Annotated in this window: 23 protein-coding genes; 13 read left to right on the top strand and 10 right to left on the bottom strand. The window is 34.3% G+C overall.

Annotated features, from left to right (window positions below; translation table 11 throughout):
• Window positions 1–3 precede the first annotated feature (3 nt).
• The gene (locus tag O7776_RS10905; protein ID WP_274307098.1) at window positions 4–564 is read left to right on the top strand and encodes a 5' nucleotidase, NT5C type; all 561 of its coding nucleotides are present in this window, start codon (window positions 4–6) and stop codon (window positions 562–564) included.
• A gap of 75 nt (window positions 565–639) precedes the next feature.
• On the top strand, window positions 640–1,248 hold the full coding sequence (locus O7776_RS10900) for a transcriptional regulator (RefSeq protein WP_274307097.1): 609 nt from the start codon (window positions 640–642) through the stop codon (window positions 1,246–1,248).
• Window positions 1,249–1,299: 51 nt separating this feature from the next.
• On the opposite strand, the gene O7776_RS10895 is transcribed toward O7776_RS10900, so the two are convergent.
• Window positions 1,300–1,662, bottom strand: coding sequence for a nucleotide excision repair endonuclease (locus tag O7776_RS10895; RefSeq protein WP_420802178.1), 363 nt, complete (start codon window positions 1,660–1,662; stop codon window positions 1,300–1,302).
• Between the two features lie 383 nt (window positions 1,663–2,045).
• Here O7776_RS10895 and O7776_RS10890 point away from each other — a divergent pair, with 383 nt between their 5' ends.
• Together O7776_RS10890 and O7776_RS10885 are read left to right on the top strand one after the other, a co-directional pair.
• A complete protein-coding gene (locus O7776_RS10890; RefSeq protein WP_274307095.1) occupies window positions 2,046–2,918 on the top strand; it encodes a DMT family transporter in 873 nt (290 codons plus the stop codon).
• Between the two features lie 104 nt (window positions 2,919–3,022).
• A complete protein-coding gene (locus O7776_RS10885; protein ID WP_274307094.1) occupies window positions 3,023–3,757 on the top strand; it encodes an alpha/beta fold hydrolase in 735 nt (244 codons plus the stop codon).
• Between the two features lie 62 nt (window positions 3,758–3,819).
• Here the strand turns inward: O7776_RS10885 and O7776_RS10880 are convergent, their stop codons facing one another.
• Window positions 3,820–4,650: a TetR/AcrR family transcriptional regulator gene (locus O7776_RS10880; protein WP_274307093.1), complete on the bottom strand. Its 831-nt coding sequence runs from the start codon at window positions 4,648–4,650 to the stop codon at window positions 3,820–3,822.
• A 94-nt stretch (window positions 4,651–4,744) separates the two neighbouring features.
• Between O7776_RS10880 and O7776_RS10875 the strand changes: the two genes are divergently transcribed.
• Both O7776_RS10875 and O7776_RS10870 read left to right on the top strand, forming a co-directional pair.
• On the top strand, window positions 4,745–7,831 hold the full coding sequence (locus tag O7776_RS10875; RefSeq protein ID WP_274307092.1) for an efflux RND transporter permease subunit: 3,087 nt from the start codon (window positions 4,745–4,747) through the stop codon (window positions 7,829–7,831).
• 340 nt (window positions 7,832–8,171) lie between these two features.
• Entirely contained in the window at window positions 8,172–8,756 is a 585-nt protein-coding gene (locus O7776_RS10870) for a helix-turn-helix domain-containing protein (protein ID WP_274307091.1), read from the top strand.
• Window positions 8,757–8,794: 38 nt separating this feature from the next.
• Here O7776_RS10870 and O7776_RS10865 read toward each other — a convergent pair whose 3' ends face one another.
• From O7776_RS10865 to O7776_RS10845, 5 genes are all read right to left on the bottom strand, one after another.
• Complete coding sequence (locus O7776_RS10865; protein ID WP_420802177.1) at window positions 8,795–8,959, bottom strand: IS3 family transposase; 165 nt, start codon at window positions 8,957–8,959, stop codon at window positions 8,795–8,797.
• 174 nt (window positions 8,960–9,133) lie between these two features.
• Window positions 9,134–10,273 (bottom strand): GerAB/ArcD/ProY family transporter, encoded by a 1,140-nt coding sequence (locus O7776_RS10860; RefSeq protein WP_274307090.1) that lies wholly within the window; start codon window positions 10,271–10,273, stop codon window positions 9,134–9,136.
• A gap of 11 nt (window positions 10,274–10,284) precedes the next feature.
• Window positions 10,285–10,536: a hypothetical protein gene (locus tag O7776_RS10855; RefSeq protein WP_274307089.1), complete on the bottom strand. Its 252-nt coding sequence runs from the start codon at window positions 10,534–10,536 to the stop codon at window positions 10,285–10,287.
• Window positions 10,537–10,539: 3 nt separating this feature from the next.
• Window positions 10,540–11,727 (bottom strand): Ger(x)C family spore germination protein, encoded by a 1,188-nt coding sequence (locus O7776_RS10850; protein ID WP_274307088.1) that lies wholly within the window; start codon window positions 11,725–11,727, stop codon window positions 10,540–10,542.
• Between the two features lie 19 nt (window positions 11,728–11,746).
• Window positions 11,747–13,276, bottom strand: a complete 1,530-nt coding sequence (locus O7776_RS10845) for a spore germination protein (RefSeq protein WP_274307087.1) — start codon at window positions 13,274–13,276, stop codon at window positions 11,747–11,749.
• A gap of 417 nt (window positions 13,277–13,693) precedes the next feature.
• Here O7776_RS10845 and O7776_RS10840 point away from each other — a divergent pair, with 417 nt between their 5' ends.
• The 4 genes from O7776_RS10840 to lepB all read left to right on the top strand — a co-directional run bounded on the left by O7776_RS10840 (window position 13,694) and on the right by lepB (window position 17,077).
• Window positions 13,694–14,248, top strand: a complete 555-nt coding sequence (locus O7776_RS10840; protein WP_274307086.1) for a GNAT family N-acetyltransferase — start codon at window positions 13,694–13,696, stop codon at window positions 14,246–14,248.
• A 271-nt stretch (window positions 14,249–14,519) separates the two neighbouring features.
• Window positions 14,520–15,359 carry an aminoglycoside 6-adenylyltransferase gene (locus O7776_RS10835; RefSeq protein ID WP_274307085.1) on the top strand — a complete coding sequence of 280 codons (840 nt, stop codon included), beginning with the start codon at window positions 14,520–14,522 and terminating at the stop codon, window positions 15,357–15,359.
• Window positions 15,360–15,607: 248 nt separating this feature from the next.
• Window positions 15,608–16,276, top strand: a complete 669-nt coding sequence (locus O7776_RS10830) for a DNA alkylation repair protein (protein WP_274307084.1) — start codon at window positions 15,608–15,610, stop codon at window positions 16,274–16,276.
• A gap of 234 nt (window positions 16,277–16,510) precedes the next feature.
• Complete coding sequence (lepB, locus tag O7776_RS10825) at window positions 16,511–17,077, top strand: signal peptidase I (protein WP_274307083.1); 567 nt, start codon at window positions 16,511–16,513, stop codon at window positions 17,075–17,077.
• Between the two features lie 648 nt (window positions 17,078–17,725).
• On the opposite strand, the gene O7776_RS10820 is transcribed toward lepB, so the two are convergent.
• Window positions 17,726–18,034, bottom strand: a complete 309-nt coding sequence (locus O7776_RS10820) for a DUF2971 domain-containing protein (protein WP_274307082.1) — start codon at window positions 18,032–18,034, stop codon at window positions 17,726–17,728.
• Between the two features lie 112 nt (window positions 18,035–18,146).
• Between O7776_RS10820 and O7776_RS10815 the strand changes: the two genes are divergently transcribed.
• Entirely contained in the window at window positions 18,147–20,375 is a 2,229-nt protein-coding gene (locus O7776_RS10815; protein ID WP_274307081.1) for a YcdB/YcdC domain-containing protein, read from the top strand.
• Window positions 20,376–20,720: 345 nt separating this feature from the next.
• On the opposite strand, the gene O7776_RS10810 is transcribed toward O7776_RS10815, so the two are convergent.
• Window positions 20,721–20,816: a hypothetical protein gene (locus O7776_RS10810; protein ID WP_274310482.1), complete on the bottom strand. Its 96-nt coding sequence runs from the start codon at window positions 20,814–20,816 to the stop codon at window positions 20,721–20,723.
• A 29-nt stretch (window positions 20,817–20,845) separates the two neighbouring features.
• Complete coding sequence (locus O7776_RS10805; protein ID WP_274310481.1) at window positions 20,846–20,962, bottom strand: hypothetical protein; 117 nt, start codon at window positions 20,960–20,962, stop codon at window positions 20,846–20,848.
• Between the two features lie 349 nt (window positions 20,963–21,311).
• Between O7776_RS10805 and O7776_RS10800 the strand changes: the two genes are divergently transcribed.
• Window positions 21,312–22,453 (top strand): IS3 family transposase gene (locus O7776_RS10800; protein ID WP_420802114.1). Its coding sequence is split into 2 segments (ribosomal slippage): window positions 21,312–21,585 and window positions 21,585–22,453, totalling 1,143 coding nucleotides; the frame shifts between segments, so codons are not numbered across the junction.
• Window positions 22,454–22,556: 103 nt separating this feature from the next.
• Window positions 22,557–23,090, top strand: coding sequence for an NUDIX domain-containing protein (locus tag O7776_RS10795; RefSeq protein ID WP_274307079.1), 534 nt, complete (start codon window positions 22,557–22,559; stop codon window positions 23,088–23,090).
• The last annotated feature ends 91 nt before the right edge of the window (window positions 23,091–23,181 follow it).

Raw genomic sequence — 23,181 nt, 5'->3', positions numbered from 1 at the left:
GCTATGAAATTTGGTTTTGACATTGATGATACACTGATTGATTTACGTCGATATGCATTTCATTTATATAATAAAAAATTAAAGATGGCTGTTAATGAGGCTGTTTTTGATCAAATTCCTACCGTCGAAATTCATGGGGCATTTGGTATGACAAGTGAACAAGGAAGTCAAATGTGGAAAGATTCCATGCAGGAAATTTATTTTACGAATTGTCCAAGTTTTCAAGATGCGAAAGAAGTGTTAAACGCTTTAGCTGACGCAGGACATGAAATCTACTACATTACGTCACGCCCGAAAGAATATTGTCAGCAAACACGTGAATGGGTGAAAGCACAAGGATTCCCTGTAGTAGACGAGCGATTTTACTGTGGCATGCAAGATCACGAGAAAATAGACATTATTAAAAGTTTAGAATTGGATGTCTATGTCGATGATAAGCCAGCTGTGTTAAACACATTAGCAAATACAACTACGAAAGTTATCGTAAAAAATCAGTCATACAATCAAGAAGTTGATTATATCCGTTTAACTAATTGGCATGAATTTAATGCATTATTAAAATAGTTTGAATTTTTTTCTTTCCACAGCCGAATTATATGGTATTGTTAATAATATAGAATCAACTGCTGGAGGAAAAACATGAACATTAACATCGGTGATCCGCAAAAATACGAAGCGAGCATTCAATATAACGGAATCATATTATTGGCATCATACCTACAACGACTTTATGTATATGAAACAATTCAAGTGAAAATTAACAATGCGACAGATGAAAAACTGAAAAAAGTAAAAGGCATGTTTGAACATTCGGAAATGATGGTTAAAATCTTTGAAGAAACAAAAAGTTTAATGGACGGCCAACGCGACAAATTAAAAAGCTTCGCAGGTGAGGTTTCCTTATTAATGCAAGATTACATTAAAGATGAGCCTGATTTTAACGAACGTTTAGCGATTGTTGGTTCGACGCTTTACGGTGAACAAATGATGAACTTTGGTGTCATTAAATTGGGTCACATTTTCAAGCAAAATGTTGGTAAAGACTTCCCAACTCGTGCAAAATTCTATGAGGAACGTACGAAAGCTGTAGATTTAATGGTACATTTAGTTGCTCAAGGCGATACAATTGAAGAAGGTATGCAAGACTTAATTGATAAGTGGTACGTAGGCATTGCTGCTCAAAAGGGTGGTATTTTATCAGATATCCGTAAAATTAATGAAATGCTTGATTATAAACTTAATCAATAGTAAAAAAAAGCATGGTTACGGGAAGTCCGGTATCCATGCTTTTCATTTCAATTAACGTTCGAAAAATACTTTATCGACGTTTAATTTTGATTTGAATTCATTGATTGCGTAAGTTTCGTAAATTTCACGTTCTACTGCATCTTCAATTTCATACACTTCAATTTTGTGAATCTCATTACGGTGATTTTTCACTGGCGAAACATTGTCCTCAAAGTGTTTTTTAATACGTTGACGGATTTTGCGCGCTTTCCCTACGAATAATAGCTCGTTTTTCTCGTTATAGAAGAAGAAAAGGCCGCCTTTATCGCGTGTAATTTTGTGGAAATCAATAAATCCGAAATATGGTTTAATTTCAACTTCGCCTGGCTTAATTACTTGCTCACGTTGGCGAATTACTAAATCTGGTTTTGGCATTTCAATTTTAATCAATACATTCACGTCCCTACATTATGGTAAAGGTTCATTTTACATGATTCTCATTAAAATAGCTATGATTATAGTGAGAAAGACTAATTTTAGTTCATAATTGGAAAAAAGGCGGGTACTTTTTTCAATCTCTTTGACATATTATCCGACACTATTATTGATTTTTTGAAAAAACTACTTCGCTCAAATTCAACAAAAAAACATTATTCAACACACTTTACGGTAAATAAAATGCCAAATCCAAAATGTAAAGTCAAATAAATTACGAGAATTTATCGCAAAGTGTGCTGTATTTTTACATTTCTACTTTCTTTTTGTGTGAATTTTGATTATTGTAAATTTATTGTGAATGAAAGAGAGAAGGAATGAAAATGCAAAAATATAAAGGTGAGTTATTGATGCTCATTACAGCAATTATGTGGGGTAGTGGATTTGTTGGGATGGCTAAGGGACTGGAGCATTGGTCAGTATTTCAACTAATGGCAGGACGTTTCTTTTTAGCCTCGGTTATTCTAAGTTTAGTCTTTTATAAGAAGCTTAAATTAATCAATAAAGCAGTGTTATGGAAGGGTAGCTTATTAGGCGCTATTTTATTTTTAGCATTTACGCTTCAAACATGGGGACTAGAATATACTACAGCTTCAAAAAATGCGTTCTTAACGGCTATTAATGTCATCATTGTACCAATAATTGCTTACATAATTTACAAACGTCGAATTGATCGATTTGAATTTATCGCTGCAGGTGTTGCGATTGTTGGAATTGGTTTCTTATCATTACAAGATTCTCTAACAATTAATGTCGGAGACTTCTTATCGATTTTATGTGCAATTGCGTTTGCATTTGATATTTTTTATACAAATGTATTCGTTAAATCAGAAGACGCGCTTGCGTTGACAATTGTACAATTTTATTCTGCTACGGTTTGTAGTGTAATTGGCGTAATTGTTTTGCAGGATTATCCTACAACTTATACAGCAGAAGGAATTGGAATTATTGTTTATTTAGCGGTATTTTGTACAGGTGTTGCTTATGTGTGTCAAAACTTAGGTATGCAGTATGCAAATCCCACAAAATCGGCCATTATTCTATCCACAGAAGCATTATTTGGTACGATGTTCTCTGTATTATTATTAAATGAATTATTAACTGGACGTATGATTTTTGGCTGTATTTTAATTTTCTTCGCGATATTATTTGCTGAAGTGAAGCCATCATTCAAACGAAAGAAAGTATATAGTTAAAACTATGCTTTTTATGAATTGTAAAATTTATAGTACATTTTTTGTTTATTATTAGGTGATATAGGAAAAAGATAAGTTGACTACATGTGGGGAGGTAGAAATTAATGTTACATTACAAACGCGAAGGCTCAGGAAAAGTAGTTGTATTAATTCATGGTTTTTTAGGTGGTATTTCAATTTTTGATAAAATATTTGAACCATTAACAAAACAATTTGATGTTATTGCCATCGACTTACCTGGGCACGGAAAAAGTGATGCTCCAGAAGGAGATTATACAATGTATCGTTATGCCGAAGATATTTTAGATGTATTAACTCATGAACAAGTTGAAAATGCCTATTGGATTGGGCATTCCATGGGTGGATATATCACATTGGCTGTATTAGAAAAACAATTTACGAATATTGAAAAGGTCGTCTTATTATATTCATCGGACGCACCGGATACTCCAGAAGCGATTGAAAAGCGTACAAAGCAACAACACGAAATTTTGCAAAATGGTGTTGGTGCATTTGTTGATGGCATTATTCATAATTTTTTGGCACCTGATGCAAAAACAGAAGACATCTTATTTGCGAAAGAAGTAGCTCATGAAGCAAAAGTGGAGGGATTGGTAGCTGCTTTAGGCGCAATGAAATCTCGTTCAAATCAACGAAATTTAGTCGATGCAACAACAACACCGATTCTTGTGATTGAAGGTGAGCAAGACAAAGCTGTTACACCTATTGAAACCTCGAATCAAAATGTAACAAAGGTGTTTACGAATACAGGACACTTGGGCATGCTTGAAGATGCGCAAACAGTGACACGTGAAGTGACAAAGTTTTTAAAAAAGTAAAAAAAACCGGAATGCCGATTTATTTTAGGCATTTCGGTTTTTTTAATTTGGCGAGGTAAAGTTTATGAGAAATATTTGTGAATCATCAGTGTAATCCAATTGAATTGGTTATTGTTTTGAAGATTGTGAATAAGTCCAAAAATTATTGCAGCTCTTGGATTTGAAGCTTGTAATTCCTCTATTAATAGAGCGACAGATTCTTGTTCAAGTTGATTAACTGTCACTTCCTTTAACCGTTGGAGTTCTTCCGTTAACTGATTTATAGTCAAAGGAATTTCATTATTGCTTGTAAAATCACTTTGTTGTAAAAAAATTAATTGGCTATGGGTCGCAATGATTGTTGTTTTTTCTACTAATGTGTCAGCAAGTTTTGAAAAATCAACCTGATTCATTACTAATTTTCCATCAAATACAATTTGTAAATAAGCTTGAACCATTCCGTTAATTACAACTATAAGATCATAAAGTTTTTCTCGAATTTCTTCACCATAAATTTCTATAAGCAATTTTGCCAAGTTTTCATTTGATAAATTTACGAAGTACTGTATACGTTCAATTAATTCTTCACTAATAGTTTTGATTTTTTCTTTCATGAGAATTTGTGCAAATCCTGTATATTGTGAGAGTATTTTAAACGTTTGCTCAAAATATAAATGCAGCTTTTGGGACGGGTCTATTTCAGAATTGACTGCTTGGTCAACTCCTTTGATAATATTGTTCAAAAAATGTTCAATAATTGAATAAACGAGTTCTTCTTTCGATTTGAAAGATAAATAAAAGGCCCCTTTTGAAATACCGCAATGCTCTGTTATTTGTTGTACTGATGTCGCCTCAATTCCTTTTTCTGAAAATAGGGTGATAGCTGCATCCAAAATTAATTGTTTTTTTGTCATAGTAATTTACCTGCCCCTTTCATTTGACACGTGACCGGCTAGTCATTATTATAGAATGGTGGTTACATATAGTCAAGAAAGGTAAGGTGAAACCGTGAAGGGCTTAGTTAATTTCGTATTAAAGAATAAGCTAGCAGTATGGTTGTTAACAATCATCATTGTATTCTCAGGTATTTATTCGGCTTCTCGAATGAAAATGGAATCAATTCCAGACATTTCAATTCCGTACTTAATCGTAATGGGTGTGTATCCTGGTGCGACACCAGAACAGGTTATGAATGAGCTTTCAATTCCTTATGAAAAGGCAGTTGAAAGTTTAGAAGATGTAAAAGCGGTGTATTCTACATCAAGTTCAAATGTTTCACAAATTCAAGTGGAATATGAATACGGCGTGGATATGGATGAAAAGAAACGCCAATTAGAATCGGCATTAGATAATGTTACGATTCCTGAAAGCGCACAAGAACCTTCAATTATGGCAATCAGCATGAATATGATGCCAGTCATTGCGTTATCTGTTAGTAGTTCAGAGGAAGACATCACAGAGTTAACTTCAACAGTAGAAGACATAATTTTACCGAAGTTAAACAAAATAGATGGTGTTGCTTCTGCGACTGTAACAGGTCAACATATCGAACAAGTTGCGTTCACATATGATGAAGAAAAAATGAAAGCATTGGGCTTGACTGAAGATTCAGTGAAGCAAATGATTCAAGCAAGTGATTTAGCGGTTTCATTAGGTTTATATGAATTTGAAGATGGTGAGCAAGCGGTAGCGATAGATGGTAAATTTAAAACAGAAGAAGACTTAAAAGAAATGTTAATCCCTGTGACGCCATCTGAATCAAACCCAGTACCATTCGTAAAACTTGGGGATATCGCAACGATTGAAAAAGTAGGTAAAGTTCAGTCGGTGTCTCGTACAAATGGTAAAGATGCAATTTCAATTCAAGTAGTTAAAGGTCAAGATGCCAACACGGTAACAGTTGTAAACGCTGTGAAAAAGTTAATCGAGGAAGAGCAAGATTTAATTTCAGGATTAAAAATTGATATTTCGTTAGACCAAGGAAAGCCAATAGAAGATTCAGTATTTACGATGATTGAAAAAGCGGTATTCGGTGGATTAATCGCGGTATTAATTATCCTATTATTCCTACGTGACTTCAAATCTACTATTATTTCTATTATCTCTATTCCAGTATCAGTATTCATGGCATTACTGTTACTGCACTGGATGGATATTACGTTAAATATTATGACGCTAGGTGCGATTACGGTAGCGATAGGTCGTGTAATCGATGACTCAATCGTAGTGGTTGAAAACATTTACCGTCGTATGCATTTAAAAGATGAAAAATTAAAAGGCCGTGCATTAATTCGTGAAGCAACGATTGAAATGTTCAAGCCAATTTTATCTTCAACATTAGTTACAATTGCCGTATTCGCACCGTTAATGTTTGTTGGTGGTATGGTGGGCGAATTATTTATTCCATTCGCATTAACGATGTCATTTGCATTAATCGCTTCATTAATCGTAGCGATCACAATTGTACCAGCACTTTCTCATACATTATTCCGTAAAAAAATCTACGGTGAAAAATCAGAAAGTCAGCATAAAGAAGTTGGAAAACTAGCTACAACATATCGTAACTTCCTAGAAAAATGTTTAAATCATAAATGGATTACTTCAATCGTTGCGATTGTCATGTTAGTTGGTTCTTTAGCGTTAACGCCATTAATCGGCTTCAGCTTCATGGGCTCTCAAGAAGAGAAAGTCATGTATTTAACGTACACACCAGCAACTGGTGAGTTAATCGACGATACGTTAGCGAATATTGAAGTTGTTGAAAAAGAATTAATGAAACGTGAAGATGTTGATATTTTACAATTATCTGTAAACAAGGAAACAACAACAGATGCATCGGCTATGATGACAGGTGGCGCAGCTGGTGGTGGATTAATGTACTTAATCTTTGATCCAGACATGGAGGATTTCCCTGCTGCGAAAAAAGAAGTAGAAGAGTATATTTTTAACATTGGTCAAACTGGCGAATGGAAAACGCAAAACTTCGGAATGGGTATGTCTTCAAACGAAGTAAGCTACACATTGTATAGTGAAGATTTAGATAATTTAAATGATGCGGTGAAACAAGTTGAAGACGTATTAGTCGATATCGACGGGTTAGAAGATATTGAATCGAACGCGTCAAACCCATATGTAGAGCATGTGTTAAAAGTAGAGCAAGAGAACATCTTACAATATGGATTAACAACAGCTCAAATTTTAATGGCATTACAAACAAATAATTCAAAAGAAGTATTAACTACAGTTGAATCGGATGGTAATGATATTGATGTAATCGTTCAGCGTGAAGCTAAATCAGCTTCGGCGAACATCGATGAGTTACTAAAAACACCAATTCAAACGATGACAGGTCAAACAATGACAATTGGTGACTTAGTAGAAGTGGAAGAAGGTACAACATTAAATTCACTTTCTCGTCAAAAAGGTGAATACTTTGCAACTGTGTCTGCAACAATAACAGACAAAGATATTTCAAAAGCTACATCTAGTGCAGATGAAAAAATTGAAGAGTTAGACTTACCAAAGGGTGTAACAACTGGCGTCGGTGGTGTTGCAGCAGATATGGCTGAAACATTCACTCAATTAGGAGTAGCGATGCTCGCTGCGATTGCGATTGTATACTTCATCTTAGTAGTAACATTCGGTGAAGGTTTAGCGCCGTTTGCAATTTTATTCTCATTACCATTCGCGGTAATTGGTTCTTGGGTAGGATTATGGGCAACGGGTCAAACGATTTCGGTATCTGTATTGATGGGCTTACTGATGTTAATTGGTATCGTTGTAACAAACGCCATTGTATTAGTAGACCGTATTATCCACATGGAACGTGATGGTATGAACATGCGTGAAGCCATTTTAGAAGCTGGTGCAACACGTTTACGTCCAATCTTAATGACAGCAATTGCGACAATTGGTGCGATGTTACCAATGGCATTTGGTGGCGGCGGTGGCGGTCTGATTTCAAAAGACTTAGCAATCACGGTAATCGGTGGTTTACTATCATCTACATTATTAACATTAGTCGTTGTTCCAATCGTTTATGAAGTTCTTTCAAAACTGATGAAGAAAAAACGTAAAGATATGGAAGAGAATTAATAAATTTCGAAGCCTGTATGGAGACTATTCCGTACAGGCTTTTTAATGGATGATTTTAAAGAAATTCCACTATATTTTACTAAATATACTTCTCTAATATCCTATATCTAAATAACATTGTTTGCGCCATCAACTTTTGCACAGCAGGACATAAGATATGGACAAACTATTCAATTACAAGAAGATGTGGAGTTAATGCGAAATAATCAGATTGTGGGTATGCTATCAAAAGGGTCGGGGCTATATGTAGCAAGTGAAGCGAATAAGTGGTGAAACTCTACGGAGCGTTTGTTGTAGCACAAGTGATTTCGATATAAAGTAAGTATATGGAGGGATGTTGATGAATAAGGAAAAGATTGGGCAACTTATTATGACATTGCGAAAGGAAAAAGGATTGACGCAAAAGGAATTAGCAGATGCGTTATATTTATCAGACCGAACAATTTCGAAATGGGAACGTGGTCAAGGTTGCCCAGATATTACATTACTAGCCCATTTATCAACCATCCTCGAAGTAAATATCGAAACACTACTAGATGGTGAAATACAATCGAATGACTTTGTAGGAGGAAATATGAAAAAATCTACTTATTATGTTTGTCCAAGCTGTATGAATATCGGACTTTCAACAGGAAATTTTGAAGTCGCTTGCTGTGGGCGAAAATTAGAAGCTCTAGAGGCTGTTAAAGCGACGGATGAACAAAAATTATCGGTGGAAGAAATTGATATGCAATGGTCGATTACTGCCGAACACCCGATGACAAAAGAACATTATGTTTCATTTGTGGCATTTGCAACGGGCGATCATATTCAACTGTACAAACAATTCCCTGAATGGGCATTACAGGTCAATATCCCGAAGAAAAAACACGGGATATTGTTGTGGTTTGATACGCGAAATGGGTTGTTTTATCAGTATATTTAACTTTCTTCAGAAGATGTCCAAACGCCCGCTAAAAAAAGTTAGAGTTTAATAAATGCAGTTAATCGGCTGGTATGAGTTCTGTACTGTATAGGACTCATACCGTCGAATTTTTGTTTAATCCGATCATTATTATAGTAATCGATATACTTCTCAATTTTCTTTCTAATACGTCGTAAGAGACGAATTCCTCCTCGCAATAATATTTACAATTAGGCATATTAATAAAATCTGTATTGCGTTCAACGTTCATTGTACATATTCTACAGCCATCTAACATAAAGGGATGTCATTATTAGGAAATAAAAAAAGATTAAAATAGTGACATTTCAAAAGTCTCAAAATATCATGAAAGCTTTGCTCAATTGAATTGTTTTATTCTAACCTTTACGAGGATCTTCGAGATTGTGTATAGCTTTTTTATTATCTTTGTCTTTGATGTTTCGTAGTTTAGCAACTATAAGCAATATTATTGGTAGGAAAATTGAAAAAACAGCTATAGATAGGGGCCATGTCTCTTGATTGTACTTACCTGAATGAATGATGTTCTCATGAACAATTTGAGAAAGAGCTATAACAATCATTCCAAGTGGTAGAATTAAAGGTCTATGATCCTTTAATTTAAGAATTTGACTAATACCGATTAAAGAAGCGTAAAAATACATAAAAGCTCTTACAAATATTGTGACCATCCACATAAAAGCCATTATAATTTCAATGCGTTGTAAAAAGTCCCCGACCGAAATTCTTTGTGCTAATGTATAACTTGGAAATGTTCTTAAAGAAGTATTGGTTACTCCCAATACTAATATCGATAAAGCTATAAAGGCTGTTACAATAAAACCACCAACTAATGTGCCGATGTAAAAACCCTTCCTACTGGATTGAAGATTATTAATAGCAGAAGGAAAAATTATTAATAATACAATTAATGGAAATGAAAACAAACCCATGAAATGTAAAATACTATATATTAATGGTTGAATGGATACTTCAAAAACCGGTTGCATATTTTTTATATCAATTTGTGGTGAAACGAAGATCAAAAAAATTATAAATAGGAACAAAAAAACTGGAAATATTATTTCTAATGTGCGGGCAAAAACTTCAACACCATAGTATGCCGCAAATAGAATAATAAAGTTAAAAAATATGCCAAATACTACTGGCGGTGTTTCTGTCATCACCTCTGTTTGTAGGAAATTACCAATGAAGTATATTAACTCTCCTGTTGACAGAAGTGTTAACAGCACAAATGCTAGTGAAACAAATTTTCCAACAAAGCTCCCTAAAAATTTTTCAGTTACCTCTACAAGAGAAAGGTTTACCATTTTATTTGATAAAATGATATATAGTTTTATTAATAGTAAGCTTAATAGAGTACCTATAGTTGCTACAATCCAAGCATCTTGTTTTACTTCTAGAGCGATACTTGCTGGTATAATTAATATTCCTGTTCCAACTGTATAGAGAATAACAATTATTGTGAATTGACGTGAGCTTATCAATTGTTTTTCCATAATATTTCCTCTTATAAATTTTTTTTATTTAACAAAGTTTCTTTTAGAAAATCACTGACTGGTTGAAAAATATACATAATTGCTTCCAACGGGCTAATAATTATAGCATTTAAACTTATAGCGATGTTTAATGATGTCCCCATGACTAACAAAATAGAGAATGTCCAAGTTAGTTTAGTACCGCCTTTTTTTAATTTAGGAAGTTCGAAAAAAATAATAGCCATTGAAATCATACATATGCCTAAGGGGATTAACATAGTCAATATTTACTCCTTTAATTTTGAGTTTTTCATAGTCCCTAACCCTTGTGTATTGACATTAACCTTAACATTTACTTCTACCTCAGGATAAATTGTTTGCCAGTCGTCTTTAATCTTTTTCCATTCTGTATGATCTGCACGATGAATCGCTTCACCAAAACCAAGTACATCTGCTTGATAATTTTCTTGAAGTTTATTCAACACTTGATTAATATTTTTTTTAATGTGTTCTTCAGTTTGTTTATTAATCCAATCCATCGTTTTTATTTCTGAGAAATCAATATCACATTTGACCTCGGCGACATTTTGAACAACATCAATGCTAACATTTATTGTTGGCTGGCCATTCTTAATTTTCCCTTTCGTTTCCGTTTTAGATTGAGTAATTTCGGTTGTTAACTCGCCACCTGAAGGACAAGCGATAATTTCAACTGTTGATTTAATATTATCGTTTAAATAATTAAAACTTTTACTTTCATATTCATCAATATAACCTAATAATTTATCCTCTTTAAAAATAGCGAGGTCAGTAAATTTAAGTAATACGGGCGTTTCAATTCTTTCAACATTTTTTTGGTCTATACCTAAGCTTTTATCTCCTTGAACTTCAATGCCTGATAGAACAAAATACTTGTCATTTACTCCTAAAAATGTCAATAAATCTTCAATATCAACTTCTAAAGTGGAGCCCCATGCTTCCTCCGTTCCTTTTAAAGAATTTAACATTTTATTGGCAGGAACTTTTTCAATAGGGGTTAATACATTTAAAACATCCTTTGCAGTTGCTTGCTTTGATACGATAATAGAATAATCATTACGTATCCCTTGATCTCTTGCAAGAAAATCAACAGCATCTCTTATTCCGTTACTTGCCAATTCTTCCCCAAAAATAACCATTTGCATATGTGCAAAATATAATTTTCTCGGGGAAGCTACTAATAATTTTCTAATCGCTTCAAATACTGTTTTTCCTTTACCGTGGTAGGTGACCACTGGTGCTTGTCCATCTCCAGATTGTTTGGAGGAAACTTGGCCTGGGTTAATTACTTGTACAGAAATGGCGTATTCACCATCTATATAATCAATGCCTAGCGCGGCAACAATTGCTAATTCATTTAATTCACGTTTACTCCAACAACCACTTAGAATCAAAATTAGAAAAATCAATGGAATAAAGATTATGTTTTTCTTCATAAGTTACCTCATCTTACAGTTAATTATTACCGTTTTTACGTCCTCTTTTATTGTTAATCTGACTAATTAATCGTGGACGTGTAAGCATGAAATTACGTGGGAAAATAATCAAAGCATCTTTTTGGTCTTTAGGTATTAATGGTGCAAATGGGCTCATGTATGGAACACCGAAAGAACGCAAGCTACATAAATGGATAATTAAAAGCATAAGTCCAATAAATACCCCAAACAATCCTAACATAGCTGCTAACACCATTAATGGGAAGCGTAAAATACGAATAGTATTGGATAGACCATATGCAGGGAAAAGAAAACTACAAATTGCGGTTAAAGCTACAATAATGACCATTGCTGCCGAAACAATTCCTGCCTCAACTGCTGCTTGACCGATAATTAATGTTCCAACTATAGAAATTGCAGGCCCAATCATTCTAGGCATCCTTAGACCTGCTTCCCTTAAAACTTCAAATGCAATTTCCATAATTAATGCCTCGACAAATGCAGGGAATGGAACACCTTCTCGTTGTGCATATATGCTGATGAGTAGTGGAGTTGGTATCATTTCGTGATGAAAAGTCGTTAGAGAAATATAAAGTGAAGGAGCAACTAATGCAAGGCTAATACCTAAAAATCTAATAAGGCGAATAAACGAACTGACAAATGCATTTTGATAGTAATCTTCTGCGGATTGCAAAAAAGAAATGAATAATGCAGGTACAACTAAGACAAATGGTGTACCATCTACTAAAATTGCTATTTTTCCTTCAAGCAATTCTCCTGCAATTACATCTGGACGTTCTGAATTATATATAGTGGGAAATAAAGTGAATTTTGAGTCTTTGATTAATTGTTCAATATAACCACTCTCTAAAATTCCATCTATATCAATTTGATCTAATCTATGAATTACTTCCTTAACAATTTTTTCATTCGCTATGCCATTTATATACATTACTGCTATTTCTGTTTGGGTAACTTTACCGATAACTTTAGACTTTATCCAAAGGTTGGGACTTTTTATCTTCCGTCTAATTAATGCGGTATTGGTCCTTAAAGTTTCTGTAAATGATTCTCTAGGTCCTCTAATTACAGACTCAGTTGCTGGCTCTGTTATGGCCCTGTCTTTGGAGTTTTTTGTACTTGTAGAAATGCCTTTAGCAAGTCCATCTATTAACAAAACGGTTTCTCCACCTAAAATAGTATTAAACAATGAAGGGAAGTCAGAGACATTTTTTATACTCCCTACAGTTAAGCAATAAGTTTTTAATCGTTTAGCGATTTCTTGTAAAGTAGTTTCAGTTGTCACCTCAAAATCAGAAATAATAGATTCTAAAATAAAGTCTGTAATTACAGTATTATCAGCAAGTCCATCTGTATAAATAATAGCTATTGGTACCTCAATCGGTTTACCAATTAAAAATTCACGAATAATAATATCATTACTATTACCTAGTGAGCTTTTTATTGTTTCAACATTTTTTAGGAGAGATGTAGAAAGGTGTGTAATCGATTTATCTTTTAAAAGGTGTTCATTTTCTAAATTACTCACTACAATGTCCTCCTTAATTTTTCTATTAAAAAGACTATCCAAAAGGTAAGGTGTTTATACTAAATTTATTGAAGATAACTGAGTTGATTTCATAATTCATCTTTCTCAAAAGCTTAGACTGCTCCTAATTCAAAACTTACGTTTTTAAAATTTAGCTTTTGATCTTGTAAGATGGCATTGATTCTATCTGTTGATAATTTGCAGGCGTTATAAATAAACGTCACAAGGTTGAAATGTAACTAAAATAATAAAATATATTATTCAACAATCTGGCCAGATTGTTGAGGAAACAGTTGCATATATATGTTAAATTATTTGAAAGGATGTACTAAGATAAGTGCGAAATATTAACTTTAATTGGGGACATTTTCGCTACCATCGGAGTTAATTAACAAAGCGCAATTATAGGAGGTTAAAATGGAGAAGCAGGCTGTATTATTTCATTCATTAGAGGGTGAAAAAATCTACTTCAAAGCACTAAGGATAGAGGATGTTCAAGAGATACATCATTATGCGTCAGATCAAGAGGTTTCACGATTTATTGGTTGGAATTTGATGAGTACTATGGAGGAAACTTCTCAGTTCATTGAAATAATGTTAAAACGTGAGTCGGCAGGAACTCATTTATATTCCTCCATTGTTGAAAAATTAACTCAAGCAGTTATTGGAACAGCCATAATTTTCAACTTTGACCAAGAAGCAAACCAAGCTGAAATTGGTTATGTGTTGCATAAACATCATTGGGGTAAGGGGTATGGCACAGAGATTGTTGCATTGGTGAGTGATTTTGCATTTAAATCACTTAATCTTCATAAGCTCCATGCTGTGGTAGTGCATGCCAATATTGGCTCTGCACGGATACTTGAAAAGAACAGGTATGAGTTAGAAGGACGATTAAAAGACCACTATTTTATAGAGGAAAAGTATTATGATGCATTACTTTTCGGCAAAATTACTAACCTGGAAACTTAGAGTTCATGTATAGATAAAATGAAGAGGTTTGTTTACATTAATTTCAATAATATTTAGTCCCTTCATATTCCATTAAATGGCGCAATTCTGAATCAAGAATTGTGCCTTTTCTTCATGAAAAAGGCCATTTAATTGAATAAGACTTTGAAGAAAATTGGATATGTATTTTAGAGTTCAGGAGCAGGAGAGTTAAAGAAGGACTTTTTCTTCTTATAAAGAATATTTTAATTTGAAAGAATCTCTAAAGAAGATAAGGAGCTGGTTTTTGTGTGTGGGATTTGTAAGTAGACATTTAGAAAGAGATTTATCATTGCCAAAACGTCGCGATGTACTCTTGGAAAAAGCATTAAATGATTTAACATCAGATACTAATGTTTTGGCTATTTATCAAGCGGGTTCATTGGCGAGAGGAAACTTTGACAATTACTCCGATATTGATTTACACACTATTGTTACACCTGAAAAGAAAGCAGATTTTATTAAAGACAAACGTAATAGGGCTAGAAAATGGGGAGGTGTTTTATTTTTCGAAGACTTCAATCCTTCTTCTCCCGTTGTAGTTACCCATTACGATTCCTTTGTTAAAGTAGATAGCTGGTATCATTCACCTGATGAGGTTGAACCTTCTATTTGGTTAAAGGGATATAAGGTTCTTTACGACCCAAATAACATTATTAGTGTCGTTATTAAGGAATCATCATATAAGGTTTATAAACCTTCATCGGACGAAGTTGAGTTTTGGAGAGGCAAACTTGTTGCTTTTATACACGAAACTTACCGTGCCGTTATGAGGGATGAAATATATTATGCTTTATCTAATTTAGATAGAGTACGTTGGTTAATTGTTTCTGGTTGGTATATGGAAATGGAACAGCATTTGGATAGCCCTTTCGGTGTTTGGTCAAAAATTGAGGGTAAAAGAAGTAAATTAAAAGATTGGCAATTATCTCTCTTGGAAAGTTGGGATTGTGGCCGTAATACTAATCAAATTATGAAAACATTGGTTAGTATGGTTTCAGAAATTCTTAGACTGAATAAATACCTAAGTAAGCAAGTTAATATCGAAGAAAATGAAGACCAAATTAAAAAAATAATAGAAATGGCTTACTAATATAAAACAATTTAAATGAGAGGTGTACTATGATTTGGTACACCTCTCTTGTTCAACTACCGGGTGCTTTAGTTGAATATTCTTCAATCGGGCGCGATTCGAAGAACCTCAATTAACTGAAAGTGCAATACATTATACAAAAGTGGCATCCTTAATCACTGCAATAAGACTTATAACGAAATTAAGTTCTTGAATATCCCGTATAGGACATTTTATGAATCAGTGCTTTAAAAAAGGAGTTGTTTAAAATGGATGAAAAAAAAGATACAGTAATAAAACGCTCTTCAAAAGCAGAAAACATTCTACCTCAGATCAATAGTAAAACTAAGCTAGGCGACTTACGAAAAATCGCGAAGGACATTAAAAAAGATCACGAACTAGCTATGGAACTTTGGTCAACCGAAGAGTTTTTGCCCAGACTATTAGCAATCTTAATTATAGACAAAAAACTTCTTTCACAAGATGTGCTAAATAAGCTTGATAAGGATATGCAGACTCACACTTTTGATGAGCGAAATAACTTAATGGATTGGTTAATGGCTAATCAGCTAACCAAAGACAAGAACAAAATTGCATTGATGGAGTCATGGGAAAATAGTCCTTCTGCTCTTCAAAGGCGAGCTTTCTGGTATTATCAAGGGCGATTGAGATGGACTGGACAAACACCGCCTGATAACACCGAAGACTTGCTATCTGCATTAGAAGCAAATATTACGCTGGAAGAACCGGAAGTTCAATGGGCTATGAATTTCACTGCAGGCTGGATAGGTGTTTATGATGAAAAGAATCGTAAACGTTGTATTAAACTTGGTGAGAAAACGAGTCTTTACAAAGATGAAATAGTAGCAAAAGGATGTACTCCCAGCTATTTGCCGGAGTTCATTAGGATTGAGGTTAACAAACGACATAATAATTAGTTACCTCTGAAAAATTCTTTTTTGCTTCCATTTTTATACCTCCCACTTAAAATCTGTCCTAACGGGTACTTTATTTGAAGATCATTGAGTTGCTTTTGCAGCTCTTTTTTCTTATTGAACTAACGGGGCAGTTTAGTTGAAATAGCAGGTATTGTTAAAAGGCGGTCGAATAAGTTAATTTAATGAGTTAATCAAATAAATGCTAAGTGTTTAAAAAAGAAAGAGGTGTTGAACGTGAAAAAAGCAAAAGTAAAAAATGAATTATTGGAATGGGCTAAAGCAATAGGAATTACTATTTTATTAGCATGTGGTATTCGATTTTTCCTATTTACACCTATTGTAGTTGATGGTGCTTCTATGATGCCCACATTTGAAAATGGTGACAGAGTTGTAGTGGATAAAATCGGACCAAAATTGACGGAGTATAAGCGATTCGATGTGATTGTATTTGAAGCAAAAGAAGATACAAATTATATCAAGCGTATTATAGGTATTCCTGGTGATCGCATCGCTTATGAAAACGATGAACTTTTTATTAACGGTGAGAGGTACGAAGAACCCTATTTAGAGGAATATAAAAAAGCTTTGATAGACTATGGTACACTTACTGAAGACTTTACATTAGACCAATATTTAGGTGAAATAGCTGTGCCAGATGGATACTTTTTTGTACTAGGAGATAATCGTCGTAACAGTACAGATAGCAGAGACCCTAGAGTTGGTTTTGTTTCGAAGGATAAAATATTGGGTACCGCAAAAATTGTATTTTTACCTCTAGATCATTTAAAGATAATAAAATGATAAAAGTGAATTGTAAATGAAATAAGTTAATTGATGTTCCTGTTCAACTAACGGGGGCGGGCGCATTACTTCAATATGGTTCACTATTTTTCACCAATCCCTAAATCTATTATATAAACGAAGCAAGATGTAAAATCAAAAAACTGCATCCATTTGGATGCAGTCTTATTTTTTTCTAATCAGTGTATCCCCAAGAGGGATTCCAACCACAACAACCAAAACCGTTAGAATTACCAGGGCTTTTAAAATAAAATACGCAACTTGATCGAACATCGTATCTCTCCTTCTTTTCTTAATAATTCTTACCTTATATTCAGTAGTTATTCAACTCCTATTGAAGAGTCAAACTAAACTAACAAAGCACAAAGTCAGTGGTTCTTTATTAGCTTAGTTTATTTCATTACAACGTATGTATGCAGTCGTCACTTTTTATCTTTTGTGATCTTCAACAATAGGGCGCGATTGTTGAATAAGCTTCACTTTTCTTCTTCAACTAACTGGGGCTTTACTTTAAAATTCAGTTTGAGAAATTAAAAAACAGAGTTTATTTCTACGCACTTATGTAGATAAACTCTGTTTTTTTGTTGTCCCTCGAGATTTCATTTAGCAACAATCTTTAAGAAAACAGCCTTAATTTTAATACTCCATCTAATTAATTTTATATAAATCTGAATGAATAATTTTTGATTGAATATTAAATTTATTAACAACTACTTTTACAACATCCACAAACCACAAAGGAGCATCAGGTGATACATATATACATTCAATTAATTCCGTAAGGTCTACTTTGATATTTTTCCCATATATTTCTTCGTTAAAATCTATATTGTTGGAATAAAGTAATCTAACTTCATTTTCATGACTAAATGAAATTCTTTTAGTGAAAAAAGGTGAAAGAGTATTCCCATGAAAATTTCTTTCAGTACTATAGTCAATATATTTTACCTTACCCATATAAATTTCTAATTAATGGGTAATTATAGCAAATAATAACTTTTTATTGCCAAATTATGTATAATGAAAGTGTAAACATATGTTTTACGAAAAAGAGATAGGAGGATGAAGAATGGTAACTATTAAAAAGGCGGGTGTATTGTTATCTGCAACAGCGCTATCTGTTGGATTATTAGCACCAATGGCAAGCGCTTCAACGTTAGGCATTGAGCGTATGGAGACATTGCCAATTCAAGTCGCGCAAACGAATACATCGGTAACAAAAAATGATTTAATGAAGCGTTTTCGAGAGCTATTTCCAAGTGAGTTTCCAAATGTAACTGAAAAAGATTTTCGTATGGGGACAGGCTACTCACATCCTAAAGACTCTACGGTGCGTTATGAACTTAATTTCTCAAAGAACATTGATAATCAATATGTATATGGAAGCTTTACATTCGTTGGAGAAACGTTAGAGTTAGAACAATTTCATTATCAACCAGTAAATTCAAAAGATGTATTGTTCCCAGCAAAATATTCAAAAGGGGAAGCGCAAAAAGTAGCGAATGAGTTTATTGAAAAGTTCGATAAAAGTGAAGAGTATGAGCTTGTACCAAATGATTTCAATTATTATTCATCATCAATTTTAACGCAGCCCGTTCAATATTCGTTTACGTATATGAAGAAAAAGTCTGGTGTACCGATTTCAGATCAATCTATTAGTATAGGTGTATTAGGGGATGGCACAGTAACATCTTATTATAAAAAACAAGATGTAACAGATAATTTTACGTATGATGACCCGTCCAAGAAACAAAGTGAATCAGTCATAGCCAACCGTTTACGGGATGCATTAAAAGCGCAGTTGTCATACAAGATTGAAACAGATTATACAACAGGGGATTACACAGTAAAGCTTGTTTATCAACCGAATAGCCAGGTTACATCAGGTGTACATGCTCTTACGGGGGAATGGTTAACATCGGAAGGGCTATCCTCAACGTTATCAAACCAAAAGATTACACCGATTGTGACGGAACCATTAGCGGCAAAACAGTCGAACTTAACATCGGAACAGGCACAAGCGATGGCGGAGAAGTTGCTTGCAACAGATAAGAAAGGTGTAAAATTAACGATTGAGTCCATTGAAGAAAAAACAACGGAGACTGGTAAGGCAGTATTTAACATTCAATATATGTATCACTATAGAAATGGTGGGACAGGCACAGAATTGACAATTGATAAAGCAACAGGGGAGATTATTAATTATAGTGATATTAAAAATAGCCTCGAAGTACTAGATAATGACAGTAATACAGAAGTAGAACTAACACGACAACAGGCATTAGAAAAGGCGATTGCATATGTGAAAGAATGGGTACCTTCTTATGCGCATCAATATGCATTACCAGTAGATGAGGCAATTTACCAGGATTATAATGACAGTTATTACTTTAAGTTCCCACGTATTGTAAATGGTTTAACGGTAGAAGGAGACCAAATCTCAGTAAATATCGATGCAAAAACAGGTGGTTTATTAAGTTTGCACGTGAACGCGTTTGATAATATTCAATGGCCAGCAGCAACAGATATTTTGACACAACAAGAAGCAACAAAGTTGTTGAAAAATCAGTTAAAGCTGAAATTACAATATGTAAACCATCCAAAAGTGGAAAATGAGCAACATTATAGCTTAGCATATCAACCGGTCTTCAAAGAAGGTTCGTATGCTGTCATTGATGCCAAAACAGGGGAATGGTTAGATGCTTTTGGTATGGCTAATTCAGATAAGCCGACAATCGAGCATCCAACAGCTGCGGAGGAATTAAATTATTTAATTTATGCAGGAATTTTAGAGATAGATGAAACATTCAATCCAGATGCACCCGTTACAAAAGAGGAAGCGCTAAAAGTTTTACTGAAATCTGTAACATATATGTATTATGATTCTAGATATAATGCGTCTGAAACGACGAATCAATCGTTTACGGATATTGCGCCAGATCATGCTTTATATCCATTTGTAACACGTGCATTGAAAATGGGCATGCTTGATGCGTCTACTAAAACGTTTAATGCGGCTGCATCCCTTTCAAATCAGGAACTAGCAAAATGGGTAATTGGTACACTGAAGCTAAATAATGTAGCGCAATATAGCGATATATATGAGTTAAATTACAGTGATGCTGCACAAGTAGATAAGGAACTACGTGGCTATGTTGCATTAGCGTATGCAATTGGATTACTTGAAGCGGAAAATAATCAGCTGAAGCCAAAAAGTGAAGTAACGTATGCACAATTAGCACAAGTGACAATTCGTTTAGCCCATAAGATGAACGAATATCAGATTGACAACTATTAATAAGAGTATGGGCGAGCAAAGCGCCCAATAAATGTAATAATCCCCTTGCCATTTGGATAGCATGGGGATTATTACATTTGTTAGTGACAAATACAACACACCTTCTACTAAATCAACTAACATGAGACATTCATGACAGTAATTTAGTTGGGGTTTTTTACGAAATGATCAGAACTTCGCCTTTTATGGCAGTCTCGTATTGAAGCTTTTCAAACGAGTGGTGAATAGTAAGCCCCAAATAAAAAAAATAACGCACCTTTTCGGTAAGTAAGACGAATAGCCATTTATCTGAAATTTATTTCGGATAGATGGCTATTTTGCACATGTGGCTTGGATATTTTTTGACTAAGTCATGTAATTATTTAAAATCTTGGATTGATGATGGATCGGTAAATTCGGCAGCTCTGTCATTAAAGTCACTAGGTATTGATAGAAGTCGATACCATTAGCTTTTGCTGTTTCAGCAAAACTTAAGCCGATCGCATTTGCTTTAGCCCCAGCTTCACTAACAGAGAAAAGCCGATCACAATATGACGAGTGGCATTTTCAACTTGATTATTATCAATATCAATCTGACCATCGAACAGAAAAGTTTTTAACTCAAGTACACGATTTAATGTGTATTCGGAGCTTATGGAGTCCCAAGGTATGACGTATCATTGGCTATACGCACATAACCCAATGCTCTTGAAAATGAAATGGATTAAGAAATTTTTTTTGAAGGTTACGGGGAAAAGATTATTGATGAAAACGTTTATGATTATTTTGTAAATGGGTTATATGAATTCTTTTAATTTTTTGTCCTTCAACTAACGGGGCTTTACTTGAAGGTAATTGAGATGCGGCACTGACCTAATAACATGAGACAAATAAAAACACCTTTCATTGAATAACGGGGACTTAAACCTGAAATAATCAATGTGGAGGTGTTTTTCTATGGGAACAAGAGTCAGTTATCCAGTAGAAGTGAAAATGAAGGCAATTGAAATGCGAATGGCTAACGTACCGGTAAAAGAAGTAATGGAAGAATTGGACATTCGAAACTATACGCAGTTGAAGCGATGGATGCATTGGTATCGAAATGGTGAAATGCACCGTCTTAAACAACCAGTTGGTAAACAATATGCCTTCGGCAAAGGACCGGAATTTGAAAGTGAGACAGCCAAGCTACAGGCAGAGAATCTAGAGTTGAAACAACAGATTGAAGTTTTAAAAAAGTACGCGGAATTGGAAGGGAAGTGGCGCCAAAAGTAGTACTTCAATTAGTTGAAGAATTAAAAGATGTTATGCCAATTGGTGAAATCTGTCGTCATTTAGGCGTAGGTCGCTCGTCATACTATCGTTGGAGAAAGGATGTGGATCAATCCACACAAAAGGAGATTCGAGATCAGCAGATTGGCGACTTGTGCAAACAAAATAAGTTTCGATATGGTTATCGAAAGATTGCTAATCTGTACCCAGGAGTTTGTAGGAAGACTGTGCAGCGTGTTATGCAAAAATATGGTTGGCAATGTAAAGTAAAGGTGAAGAAACGGAAGCGTACCGGGCAGCCAGCATACGTCGCACCGAATTTATTAGCACGCGATTTTACAGCATCTAAGCCCATGGAGAAGCTAGTCACGGATATTACGTACTTGCCTTTTGGTCAATCGATGATGTATCTTTCTAGTATTCTCGATGTCTACAATGGCGAAATTGTGGCACAAACTACTGGTATCAAACAAGACACTGATTTTGTGTTGGATAAGCTCTATCAATTGCCTAAGCTACCAGAAGGATGCATTCTGCATAGTGACCAAGGCTCCGTTTATACATCCTATGCTTATCAAAAAGCAGCCAAAGAAAAAGGAATTACCATGAGCATGTCCCGCAAAGGCACGCCAGCTGATAATTCCCCAATCGAATCGTTTCATTCCACGCTAAAGTCTGAAACGTTCTATCTCGACGATATCTATCGCACAACGAACGCACGTGTGATACAGATTGTCGAAGAATACATTATTTATTATAACAATATCCGTATTCAAACGAAACTAAACAGCCAATCGCCGGTTCAATACCGTCAATTGGCTGCATAAAAGGGTGTTTTATTCTTGTCTCAAAAAGGGTAGTCAGTGCCATGCATATGCAGCTCTTTTTTTCTTTATTGAACTAACGGAGCAGGTTAGTTGAAGAAGGAATTTGTTACAGAAATCAAGAATTAAAATAGCAATCAAGAGAATAAAAGGTTGGGTGTTTATGATAAGAATGAGAATAATGACGGGGGCTTATCTTTTTAATGATAATAAACTTTTAATGATGAAACGTTCTAAAGAAAGGGCAATAGCACCTAATTTATGGACTGGAATTGGTGGGCATGTGGAAGCCAATGAACATAATAGTCCTGAAGAGTCTTGTTTAAGAGAGATTTTCGAAGAGACGGGTATTAGAAGTAATGAAATAGAAGGGCTTGAACTCCGTTATATAGTAATGCGAAGAAGCAAAGATGAAATTCGCCAACACTATATTTATTTTGGAAATACATCAAGGATTAATTTTATTAATTCAGATGAAGGTACTTTGCATTGGATAGATTTTTCGGAAGTTTTAAACTTAGAAATGCCTTTAACAGTTAAATATATGATTGAACATTTTTCAAATAATCCAGATGAACAATCAGTGTTTATAGGGTCAGTTAATCATTCAAAGATAGAATGGTCTTGTTTGATTGATTAACCTTATTAAACTACCGGAGCAGGTTAGCATAGGAAGGGAATTTCGCAAAGGTAATAGAATTAAGACAGTGGTAAGGAAAATATCCGACATA

Origin of the sequence: Solibacillus daqui, assembly GCF_028747805.1 — a bacterium.
Classification (GTDB): Bacteria; Bacillota; Bacilli; order Bacillales_A; family Planococcaceae; genus Solibacillus; species Solibacillus daqui.
This window is presented reverse-complemented; position numbering and strand designations above follow the sequence as displayed.

Bases quoted from the DNA above. Each gene is read 5' to 3' on its own strand.
- O7776_RS10890 (WP_274307095.1), top strand. From the start codon at position 2,046: ATGCAAAAATATAAAGGTGAGTTATTGATGCTCATTACAGCAATTATG.
- O7776_RS10820 (WP_274307082.1), bottom strand. From the start codon at position 18,034: ATGGGTAAGGTAAAATATATTGACTATAGTACTGAAAGAAATTTTCAT.
- O7776_RS10830 (WP_274307084.1), top strand. From the start codon at position 15,608: ATGGATGAAAAAAAAGATACAGTAATAAAACGCTCTTCAAAAGCAGAA.
- O7776_RS10885 (WP_274307094.1), top strand. From the start codon at position 3,023: ATGTTACATTACAAACGCGAAGGCTCAGGAAAAGTAGTTGTATTAATT.
- O7776_RS10895 (WP_420802178.1), bottom strand. From the start codon at position 1,662: ATGCCAAAACCAGATTTAGTAATTCGCCAACGTGAGCAAGTAATTAAG.
- O7776_RS10840 (WP_274307086.1), top strand. From the start codon at position 13,694: ATGGAGAAGCAGGCTGTATTATTTCATTCATTAGAGGGTGAAAAAATC.
- O7776_RS10815 (WP_274307081.1), top strand. From the start codon at position 18,147: ATGGTAACTATTAAAAAGGCGGGTGTATTGTTATCTGCAACAGCGCTA.
- O7776_RS10850 (WP_274307088.1), bottom strand. From the start codon at position 11,727: ATGAAGAAAAACATAATCTTTATTCCATTGATTTTTCTAATTTTGATT.
- O7776_RS10880 (WP_274307093.1), bottom strand. From the start codon at position 4,650: ATGACAAAAAAACAATTAATTTTGGATGCAGCTATCACCCTATTTTCA.
- O7776_RS10905 (WP_274307098.1), top strand. From the start codon at position 4: ATGAAATTTGGTTTTGACATTGATGATACACTGATTGATTTACGTCGA.
- O7776_RS10860 (WP_274307090.1), bottom strand. From the start codon at position 10,273: ATGGAAAAACAATTGATAAGCTCACGTCAATTCACAATAATTGTTATT.
- O7776_RS10870 (WP_274307091.1), top strand. From the start codon at position 8,172: ATGAATAAGGAAAAGATTGGGCAACTTATTATGACATTGCGAAAGGAA.
- O7776_RS10900 (WP_274307097.1), top strand. From the start codon at position 640: ATGAACATTAACATCGGTGATCCGCAAAAATACGAAGCGAGCATTCAA.